This window comes from Pseudomonas sp. CC120222-01a (genome assembly GCF_003097235.1).
Lineage (GTDB): Bacteria > Pseudomonadota > Gammaproteobacteria > Pseudomonadales > Pseudomonadaceae > Aquipseudomonas.
This window is the reverse complement of the sequence record NZ_QEQQ01000027.1, coordinates 70,724-78,826: the sequence shown is the minus strand read 5'-3', so window position 1 is coordinate 78,826 and position 8,103 is coordinate 70,724. Positions and strand designations below refer to the sequence as shown.

General features: G+C 62.6%; 10 protein-coding genes and 1 pseudogene. 5 read left to right on the top strand and 6 right to left on the bottom strand.

The window, feature by feature from the left end:
- Positions 1–110, bottom strand: a pseudogene (locus N430_RS25460) (IS110 family transposase); the annotation flags it as partial.
- A gap of 226 nt (positions 111–336) precedes the next feature.
- Positions 337–1,341 carry an LLM class flavin-dependent oxidoreductase gene (locus N430_RS25455; RefSeq protein ID WP_110639488.1) on the bottom strand — a complete coding sequence of 335 codons (1,005 nt, stop codon included), beginning with the start codon at positions 1,339–1,341 and terminating at the stop codon, positions 337–339.
- Positions 1,342–1,494: 153 nt separating this feature from the next.
- Here N430_RS25455 and N430_RS25450 point away from each other — a divergent pair, with 153 nt between their 5' ends.
- Together N430_RS25450 and N430_RS25445 are read left to right on the top strand one after the other, a co-directional pair.
- Complete coding sequence (locus N430_RS25450) at positions 1,495–1,920, top strand: OsmC family protein (protein ID WP_110639489.1); 426 nt, start codon at positions 1,495–1,497, stop codon at positions 1,918–1,920.
- Positions 1,921–1,993: 73 nt separating this feature from the next.
- Positions 1,994–2,227 (top strand): DUF1161 domain-containing protein, encoded by a 234-nt coding sequence (locus N430_RS25445; RefSeq protein WP_027917153.1) that lies wholly within the window; start codon positions 1,994–1,996, stop codon positions 2,225–2,227.
- Positions 2,228–2,261: 34 nt separating this feature from the next.
- On the opposite strand, the gene N430_RS25440 is transcribed toward N430_RS25445, so the two are convergent.
- Positions 2,262–2,675 (bottom strand): hypothetical protein, encoded by a 414-nt coding sequence (locus N430_RS25440; RefSeq protein ID WP_054884397.1) that lies wholly within the window; start codon positions 2,673–2,675, stop codon positions 2,262–2,264.
- Between the two features lie 55 nt (positions 2,676–2,730).
- A complete protein-coding gene (locus N430_RS25435) occupies positions 2,731–3,144 on the bottom strand; it encodes a hypothetical protein (RefSeq protein ID WP_110639490.1) in 414 nt (137 codons plus the stop codon).
- A 67-nt stretch (positions 3,145–3,211) separates the two neighbouring features.
- Between N430_RS25435 and N430_RS25430 the strand changes: the two genes are divergently transcribed.
- Positions 3,212–4,294: an aminopeptidase gene (locus tag N430_RS25430; RefSeq protein ID WP_110639491.1), complete on the top strand. Its 1,083-nt coding sequence runs from the start codon at positions 3,212–3,214 to the stop codon at positions 4,292–4,294.
- 133 nt (positions 4,295–4,427) lie between these two features.
- Here the strand turns inward: N430_RS25430 and N430_RS25425 are convergent, their stop codons facing one another.
- Together N430_RS25425 and N430_RS25420 are read right to left on the bottom strand one after the other, a co-directional pair.
- On the bottom strand, positions 4,428–5,078 hold the full coding sequence (locus tag N430_RS25425; RefSeq protein WP_110639545.1) for an HAD family hydrolase: 651 nt from the start codon (positions 5,076–5,078) through the stop codon (positions 4,428–4,430).
- Between the two features lie 20 nt (positions 5,079–5,098).
- Positions 5,099–5,647, bottom strand: coding sequence for a gamma carbonic anhydrase family protein (locus N430_RS25420; protein ID WP_110639492.1), 549 nt, complete (start codon positions 5,645–5,647; stop codon positions 5,099–5,101).
- Between the two features lie 102 nt (positions 5,648–5,749).
- Between N430_RS25420 and prlC the strand changes: the two genes are divergently transcribed.
- Both prlC and N430_RS25410 read left to right on the top strand, forming a co-directional pair.
- Positions 5,750–7,801: an oligopeptidase A gene (gene prlC / locus N430_RS25415; protein WP_256592186.1), complete on the top strand. Its 2,052-nt coding sequence runs from the start codon at positions 5,750–5,752 to the stop codon at positions 7,799–7,801.
- The gene (locus tag N430_RS25410; protein ID WP_054884391.1) at positions 7,798–8,079 is read left to right on the top strand and encodes a YheV family putative zinc ribbon protein; all 282 of its coding nucleotides are present in this window, start codon (positions 7,798–7,800) and stop codon (positions 8,077–8,079) included. The genes prlC and N430_RS25410 overlap by 4 nt, the downstream gene beginning before the upstream one ends.
- Positions 8,080–8,103: the final 24 nt, after the last annotated feature.

The following is an 8,103-nucleotide window of genomic DNA, read 5'->3' as shown; positions in this document are numbered from 1 at the left end:
TTCGAGGTGTTAGGGATGATGAAGGGTTTGGTATTCGGAGCGGCTTGAATCACCAATTCATCTTTGGCGGTGTCCACGCCAGCTTCGATTGGGGGTGCGGACGTTGCCATGAATAGCTGCTCCTTGTAGCGTAGTGTGACTTGAAGGGCACACCCTGGCGCAGGCTTGCTTCTATTGTCGCTTGCTCGCGAGGCATTCCTTATCGGCGCTTGGGTGCTGAAAGGAGGAGGGGTGATTTCTCCCACGGTCTGTACTGCGCGAACAGTCAGAAGCGAGTTATGACCCTCCTCCTCCCTTCAAGTCCTACCATACAAGCGGGTTTACCCGCGAAGAAGGTCACTCAGACTTCAAAGCCTGCGCCATCAGCTCATAGGACCGAATTCGGTCCGCATGCTCATACAAGTCGCAGGTAAAGATCAGCTCATCCGCCCCGGTCTGCTCCAGCAGCACCTCCACCTTGGCCCGTACCTTCTGCGGGCTGCCGATCATCGCCAAGCCCAGGAAACTCCCCACGGCATCGCGCTCATGGGGCAGCCATAGACCGTCCATGCTCGGTACAGGCGGTTTCTGCATCAGGCTCTGGCCACGGATCAGCGCCAGAATGCGCTGGTACACCGAGGTCGCCAGGTATTCGGCCTGTTCGTCGGTTTCCGCCACCACCATCGGAATGCCCAGCATCACATAGGGCTTGTCCAGCGTGGTCGACGGCTTGAAATGGTCGCGATAGATGCGGATCGCCTCATGCATGTAGCGCGGGGCGAAGTGCGAGGCAAAGGCGTACGGCATGCCGCGCATGCCGGCCAGTTGAGCGCTGAACAGGCTGGACCCGAGCAGCCACAGGGGCACGTCGGTGTCGTGACCGGGCACGGCGATCACTTTTTGATCATCGGTACGTGGGCCAAGGTAGCGCGACAACTCCTCGACATCATCCGGGAAGTCATCGGCGCTGCCGGCGCGGTCACGGCGCAGGGCGTAGGCGGTCATATGGTCGGAGCCTGGCGCACGGCCCAGGCCCAGGTCGATACGCCCGGGATACAGGCTGGCCAAGGTGCCGAACTGCTCAGCGATCACCAGTGGCGCATGGTTGGGCAGCATGATGCCGCCGGAGCCGACGCGAATGGTCGAAGTGCCGCCGGCCAGATAGCCGATCAGTACCGAGGTGGCCGAGCTGGCGATGCCGTCCATGTTGTGGTGTTCGGCTACCCAGAAGCGGTTGTAGCCAAACCGCTCGACATGGCGGGCCAGGTCCAGCGAGTTGTGCAGCGATTGTGCCGGGCCTTTGTCGGCGCGCACTGGCACCAGGTCGAGGGTGGATATCTTCAGGTCACGCAGCTGCGTCATCGGAGCCTCCGCAAGAGTGGTTGGCCCGGAGGCCTTTTGAACTCTGTATGGGCAGATTCGAAGGATTCAATGCTCACTGTGCGATTGCTCTGAACTTGCCGCAGGACGCTGACCTCGAAAATGTAGGTAAGTAACCCAAGACCTGGAGGCATCATGAAAAAGACAGCATCGGCGATCTGGCAAGGTGGCCTGAAGGATGGCAAAGGCCTGCTTTCCACCGAAAGCGGCGCACTCAAGCAGAACCCTTACGGTTTCAACACGCGTTTCGAGGGCTCGCCGGGGACCAACCCGGAAGAGCTGATTGGCGCGGCCCATGCCGGCTGCTTCTCGATGGCGCTGTCGATGATGCTCGGTGAGGCAGGGTTCACCGCAGACCGCATCGATACCATTGCCGAAGTCACCCTGGACAAACAACCCGACGGCTTTGCCATCACCGCCGTGCACCTGATCCTCAAGGCCAAGGTGCCAGGGGCGAGCGAGGCGCAGTTCCTCGAAATCGCCAACAAGGCCAAGGCCGGTTGCCCGGTGTCGAAGGTGCTCAACGCCAAGATCAGCCTGGACGCCACCTTGGTGGGCTAGGCGGCGCAACGGCGACGGTTTGCTGTAGTCTAAACAGCGTCGGCAGCGCAGCTGCCATACCAGGAGCCGTTCCATGATTCGCGTAGCAATCGCCGTGCTGGCTTCCCTTGTGGCCACTTCTGCATTGGCGGCGGTGAAACCGTGCGAAGAACTCAAGGCTGAGATCGAAGCCAAGATCCAGGCCCAGGGTGTGACGTCCTACACCCTGGAAATCGTGCCCAACAGTGAGGTCAAGGATCAGAACATGATCGTCGGCACCTGTGATGGCGGGACGAAGAAGATCATTTACCAGAAAAACGACCGGTAAATGGCCGGGGCCGCGAATGCGGCCCCAGTGCTTCTTAGGGTATGCAGAACACGTCGCTTGGCTCGTTCACCACCACCTTGCGGCTGGCGTCGTAGAGCAGCACCTGCGGGTCCATCACCGGTGCCCGCGCCTCAAGGCGATAGCGCTCGCCGGCCTTGAAGTCGTCGAAGCGTACGGTCAGGTAACAGGTGCGTTCCTTGGGGCTGGTGAGCATGCCGCCGGCATAGATTTCATAGTCGAACCGTACCACCAGTTCATGCTTGCCAGGGGTCAGCTGGAAGTAGCGGCCGTCGTCCAGGCGCTGGCCGTCGAGGCGGTCGGCCATGAGGATGCGGCCAGGGGTCACGGTATAGAGGTCGACCCAGGCCTTGGCGGGGTCGACTGGCGGCAAGGGGCTGGCGCAAGCCCCCAGTGCACTGAGGGCGATCAGCATCATGGGCTGGCGCATGGCAAAACTCCCACTCGCGATACACGAGTTACAAGCATAGCGCCGTTTGTGCGGTTCAGGTGCGTTGGCAACCTGCTGGCAGGCCCTGCCCGACCAGTTTTTGCTGGTGGTCGTACAGCTTGATCCACGGGCGGAAGCCGATACTGCCGGCCTGCAGCTGGTAGCGCTGCCCGGCGTTGAAGTCCTTGAAGGTCAGCTTGACCTGGCAATCACGCCACAATGGTTCGTCGACCGGGCCGATATTGCTCGGCGTGACCGGGAATTGATAGCGCACGGTCAGCTCGTGGCTACCGGGCGGCACCTCGAAATAGCGAGTGTCGGCCCAGTCGCGCTCGTCCACCTGCTTCGCGTCCAGCGACGCTTCGTCATAGGGGGTGAGGTCGACCCAGGCCAGGTTCGGGTCCGGGTCAGGCAGGGTTGAACAGGCAGAAACCAGCAGCAGTGAGCCGGTGACCAACAGTGCACGCATGGCGAAACTCCCCCTTGGCGAGATAGTCTTGGAGCGCATAGGCCATGAGCGAGTTGGATAGCCCCAGATGGATCTCTTTGTTCTTTTCAAGCGCTCAGGCCCTGGGCCACTCGACTGCGTTTTCAGGCGTTTGGTTCCCCTGTTGGCTGCCTTTCTGCTGAACGGTTGCAGCACCGTGGGCTATTACGGCCAGTTGGCCGAGGGGCAATGGCAGCTGTTGCGGGCGCGCCAGCCGGTGGAAAAGGTGATCACCGACCCGGCCAGCAGCCCGCGCTTGCGCGCTCGCCTTGAACATGCCGAAGCGGCTCGGGTGTTTGCCAGCGAACAGCTCAAGCTGCCGGACAACCGCAGTTATCGGCTCTACGCCGATCTGCAGCGCCCCTACGTGGTGTGGAACGTGTTCGCCACACCTGAACTGTCGTTGCAACCGGTGACGCACTGCTTCCCCATTGCCGGCTGCGTCGCCTACCGCGGCTATTACCGCCAGGGCGCTGCGCGTGGTGAGGCGGCGCTGATGCGCCAGCAAGGCCTGGACGTGTACGTGAGCGGCGTCGAAGCGTACTCGACGCTGGGCTGGTTCGATGACCCGATTCTTTCTTCCATGGTCGGTTGGGGGGATGAGCGGCTGGCCACGCTGATCTTCCATGAGCTGGCTCATCAGCGCTTTTATGTGCAGGACGACACCGAGTTCAATGAGTCGTTTGCCACCTTCGTCGAGCAGGAGGGCACGCGGCAATGGCGCGCTGCTCGTGGGCTTGCGGCGAATGGGGAGGATCAGTCGCAGCAGCGCGACCAGTTCACCCGGTTGGTGCTGGCCAGCCGTGAGCGATTGCAGGCGATTTATGCTGGTCCCCTGGATGATGCGCACAAGCGGGTGGCCAAGCAGGCGGAGTTCGAGCGCTTGCGCAGTGAATACAAGCAGGTGCGGGACAGCCAGTGGAATGGCGACCAGCGCTATGACGCCTGGATCTATGCGCCGTTGAGTAATGCCAAGTTGTTGCCGTTCGGGCTGTATGACCAGTGGGTGCCGGCGTTTGCGGCTGTATTCCGAGAGATGGGTGGGGATTGGGCGCGGTTTTATGAGCGGGTCGAGCAGCTTGGGCGGTTGCCGGCTGTCGAGAGGAAAGCGGTGTTGCAGCGGTTGATGTGAGCCTGTGAAATTTTGGGGCCGCTTTGCGGCCCTTTCGCGACACAAGGCCGCTCCCACAAAAGACCTGCGTACGCCGACCGATGTGGGAGCGGCCTTGTGTCGCGAAAGGGCTGCGCAGCAGCCCCCATGGCCCTCAAGCCTTGCTGAAGGCTTGATGCAACTCGGCCACAGTTGCGAAATGGAAGGCCGGCGCCTCAGCCACCAGCTCTTCCCGGCTACCAAACCCATACCCCACCGCCACCGCCTGCAACCCATTGCTGCGAGCCCCGATCAGGTCATGCTTGCGGTCACCGATCATCAGCGTCTGCGCCGGGTCCAGCCCTTCCTCATCCAGCAGATGGCGGATCAGCTCGACCTTGTTGGTCCGCGTACCATCCAGCTCGCTGCCGTAGATCACCTTGAAGTGGTGATCGAACGCAAAATGCCGGGCAATTTCCCGGGCGAACTCCCACGGTTTGGACGTAGCGATATACAGCGTCCGGCCCTGCCCATTCAGGGCTTCGAGCAGCTCCGGCACGCCTTCGAACACCAGGTTCTCGTACAAGCCAGTGACGCGGAAGCGTTCCCGGTAGAAGTTCACCGCTTCCCACGCCTTGGCTTCATCGAAGCTGTAGAACTGCATGAAGGCCTGCAGCAGCGGTGGGCCGATGAAGTGTTCGAGGCGGGTCAGGTCGGGCTCGTCGATGCCCAGCTTGGCCAGGGCGTACTGGATCGAGCGGGTGATGCCCAGGCGCGGGTCGGTCAAGGTACCGTCGAGGTCGAAGAGGATGTTCTGCTGGTGCATGTTCGTCTCGGTAGTCGGGTTCATTCCGGTTGGTCGTAGCCTTCGGCCAGGTGCTGGTCCTTGAGCTTGACGTAGTTGCCGGCGCTGTAAGGGAAGAAGGCATGTTCCTGATCGTTCAGCGGGCGCACCTGCTTCACCGGGCTGCCCATGTACAGGTAGCCACTGACCAGGCGCTTGCCGGGCGGTACCAGGCTGCCGGCACCGATGATCACTTCGTCTTCGACGATGGCGCCATCCATGATGGTGCTGCCCATGCCGACCAGAATGCGGTTGCCCAGGGTGCAGCCATGCAACATGACCTTGTGGCCGATGGTCACCTCGTCACCGATGATCAGCGGGAAACCGTCGGGGTTGAAGGGACCGGCGTGGGTGATGTGCAGCACGCTGCCGTCCTGCACGCTGGTGCGCGCGCCAATGCGGATGCGGTGCATGTCGCCGCGGATCACCGTCAGCGGCCAGACAGAGCTGTCTTCGCCGATCTCCACGTCGCCCAGGACCACCGCCGAACGGTCGACAAACGCCCTGAGTCCCACTTTCGGAGTGTGTTGCTGGAAGCTGCGGATGGCCATGATAGCGTCTCTCATCTGTGCCGATAGGCAGGCTGCCTGCTGCGGTCGGCGTCGATTGTAATTAAGATGGGGCAGTGTTTCTTCTGCCAAGGTATCCGAACCGTGAGTGCGAACAACCCGCTTCTGCAGTCCTACGATCTGCCGCCCTTCTCGCAAATCCGTGCCGAACACGTGTTGCCGGCGATCGAAGCGATCCTGGCCGACAACCGTAAAGCCATTGCCGAGATCCTCGAACAGCAAGGCAAGACCCCAACCTGGGCCGGCCTGGTGCTGGCCATGGACGAACTGAACGACCGCCTGGGTGCCGCCTGGAGCCCGGTCAGCCACCTTAACGCGGTGTGCAACAGCCAGGAACTGCGCGAGGCTTATGAGTCCTGCCTGCCAGCGCTGAGTGCCTACTCTACCGAACTGGGTCAGAACCGTGCGCTGTTCGATGCCTATCAGGCACTGGCCAACAGCCCGGAAGCCGCTGGCTTCGACGTGGCCCAGAAGACTATCCTCGAGCACGCCCTGCGTGACTTCCGCCTGTCGGGCATCGACCTGCCGGCCGACCAGCAGCAGCGTTATGCCGAAGTGCAGAGCAAGCTCAGCGAGCTGGGCAGCCGCTTCTCCAACCAGCTGCTCGACGCCACCCAGGCCTGGACCAAGCACGTCACCGACGAAGCCGCATTGGCCGGCCTGACCGACTCTGCCAAGGCACAAATGGCCGCTGCCGCCCAGGCCAAGGGCCTCGACGGCTGGCTGATCACCTTGGAATTCCCCAGCTACTACGCCGTGATGACCTACGCCAGCGACCGCGCCCTGCGCGAAGAGCTGTACGCGGCCTACTGCACCCGTGCCTCGGACCAGGGCCCGAACGCCGGCCAGTTCGACAACGGCCCGGTGATGCAGCAGATCCTCGACCTGCGCCAGGAACTGGCCGGGCTGCTGGGCTACAAGAATTACGCCGAGCTGAGCCTGGCGACCAAGATGGCCGAGTCCAGCGACCAGGTGCTGAGCTTCCTGCGCGACCTGGCCAAGCGTTCCAAGCCGTTTGCTGCCCAGGACCTGGAGCAGCTCAAGGCCTACGCCGCCGAGCAGGGCTGCCCTGAGCTGGCCAGCTGGGACGCCGGTTATTTCGGCGAGAAGCTGCGCGAGCAGCGCTACAGCGTGTCGCAGGAAACCCTGCGCGCCTACTTCCCGATCGACAAGGTGCTCAGCGGCCTGTTCAGCATCGTCCAGCGCCTGTACGGCATCGAGATTGCCGAACTCAAGGGCTTCGACAGCTGGCACCCGGACGTGCGCCTGTTCGAGATCAAGGAAAACGGCCAGCACGTCGGCCGCTTCTTCTTCGACCTCTACGCCCGCGCCAACAAGCGTGGCGGTGCCTGGATGGACGGCGCCCGCGACCGTCGCCGTACAGCAGGCGGCGAGCTGCAGAGCCCGGTGGCCAACCTGGTGTGCAACTTCACCCCGGCTGCGCCTGGCAAGCCTGCGCTGCTGACCCACGATGAAGTCACCACCCTGTTCCATGAGTTCGGCCATGGCCTGCACCATATGCTGACCCGCATCGAGCATGCCGGTGTGTCCGGTATCAACGGCGTGGCCTGGGACGCGGTCGAGCTGCCGAGCCAGTTCATGGAAAACTGGTGCTGGGAGCCGGAAGGCCTGGCCTTGATCTCCAGCCACTACGAAACCGGCGCGGCCCTGCCCCAGGACCTGCTGGACAAGATGCTCGCAGCGAAGAACTTCCAGTCGGGCATGATGATGGTGCGCCAGCTGGAATTCTCGCTGTTCGACTTCGAGCTGCACGCCAGCCACGGTGATGGCCGCAGCGTGCTGCAGGTACTCGAAGGCGTACGCGATGAGGTTTCGGTGATGCGCCCGCCAGCGTACAACCGTTTCCCTAACAGCTTCGCGCACATCTTCGCTGGCGGTTACGCGGCGGGGTACTACAGCTACAAGTGGGCTGAAGTGCTGTCGGCGGACGCCTTCTCGCGCTTCGAGGAAGAAGGCGTGCTGAATGCCGAGACCGGCCGCGCGTTCCGTGAAGCGATCCTGGCCCGCGGCGGTTCGCGCGAACCCATGGAACTGTTCGTGGACTTCCGTGGGCGTGAGCCATCCATTGATGCATTGCTGCGCCACAGTGGCCTCACCGAGGACGCTGCGGCATGAGCGAGGTAGCTGTGAACAAGACCAAGAAGCGCTTCATCGCCGGGGCGGTCTGCCCGGCGTGCAGTGAGCCCGACAAGCTGATGATGTGGAGCGAAGACGACGTGCCGCACCGGGAGTGCGTGGCTTGCGGCTTCACCGACACCCTCAACGAGCAGGGCCTGTCGGTGCCCAAGGAGCTCGGCACGCGGGTCAACCAGCTGGCGCCGAAGGCGGCGCCGGCCAAGGTGCAGACCGTGCAGTTCTTCCCCAATCCAAAACTGAAGAAACCGGCTGAGTGAAGCCGTCGTGCCGCCCGGGCCTTG

Coding starts and splice junctions, on each gene's coding strand:
- N430_RS25455 (WP_110639488.1), bottom strand. CDS start 1,341: ATGACGCAGCTGCGTGACCTGAAGATATCCACCCTCGACCTGGTGCCA.
- N430_RS25450 (WP_110639489.1), top strand. CDS start 1,495: ATGAAAAAGACAGCATCGGCGATCTGGCAAGGTGGCCTGAAGGATGGC.
- N430_RS25445 (WP_027917153.1), top strand. CDS start 1,994: ATGATTCGCGTAGCAATCGCCGTGCTGGCTTCCCTTGTGGCCACTTCT.
- N430_RS25440 (WP_054884397.1), bottom strand. CDS start 2,675: ATGCGCCAGCCCATGATGCTGATCGCCCTCAGTGCACTGGGGGCTTGC.
- N430_RS25435 (WP_110639490.1), bottom strand. CDS start 3,144: ATGCGTGCACTGTTGGTCACCGGCTCACTGCTGCTGGTTTCTGCCTGT.
- N430_RS25430 (WP_110639491.1), top strand. CDS start 3,212: ATGGATCTCTTTGTTCTTTTCAAGCGCTCAGGCCCTGGGCCACTCGAC.
- N430_RS25425 (WP_110639545.1), bottom strand. CDS start 5,078: ATGCACCAGCAGAACATCCTCTTCGACCTCGACGGTACCTTGACCGAC.
- N430_RS25420 (WP_110639492.1), bottom strand. CDS start 5,647: ATGGCCATCCGCAGCTTCCAGCAACACACTCCGAAAGTGGGACTCAGG.
- N430_RS25410 (WP_054884391.1), top strand. CDS start 7,798: ATGAGCGAGGTAGCTGTGAACAAGACCAAGAAGCGCTTCATCGCCGGG.